This is a genomic window from Mesorhizobium sp. M1A.T.Ca.IN.004.03.1.1, from assembly GCF_003997555.1.
In the GTDB taxonomy this organism is placed as follows: Bacteria; Pseudomonadota; Alphaproteobacteria; order Rhizobiales; family Rhizobiaceae; genus Mesorhizobium.
On the sequence record NZ_RZTV01000564.1, the window covers coordinates 1 to 259 of the forward strand.

Genomic DNA, 259 nt, shown 5'->3' on the forward strand with positions numbered 1-259 from the left:
GTCGCCGGCCATCGCCGTGCTTTCGGCGCCGATACGGTGCCCGGAACCTATGAGGATCTCGAACTTGCCGATCTGGTGGTCCTGACCGGCTCCAACCTCGCCTGGTGCCACCCTGTCATCTACCAGCGGCTTGCCGCCGCAAAGGCGGCACGACCCAACATGCGCATCGTTGTCATCGATCCGCGCCGGACGATGACATGCGATATCGCCGACCTGCATCTGGCAATCCGCCCGGACGGCGACGTCGCGCTGTTCATGG

1 protein-coding gene is annotated in these 259 nt (G+C 64.9%); it reads left to right on the plus strand.

The annotated features are described in order from the left end of the window. Window positions 1-259: molybdopterin-dependent oxidoreductase (locus EOD29_RS32895; protein WP_164764002.1), on the plus strand; the 259-nt coding region annotated here is incomplete at both ends.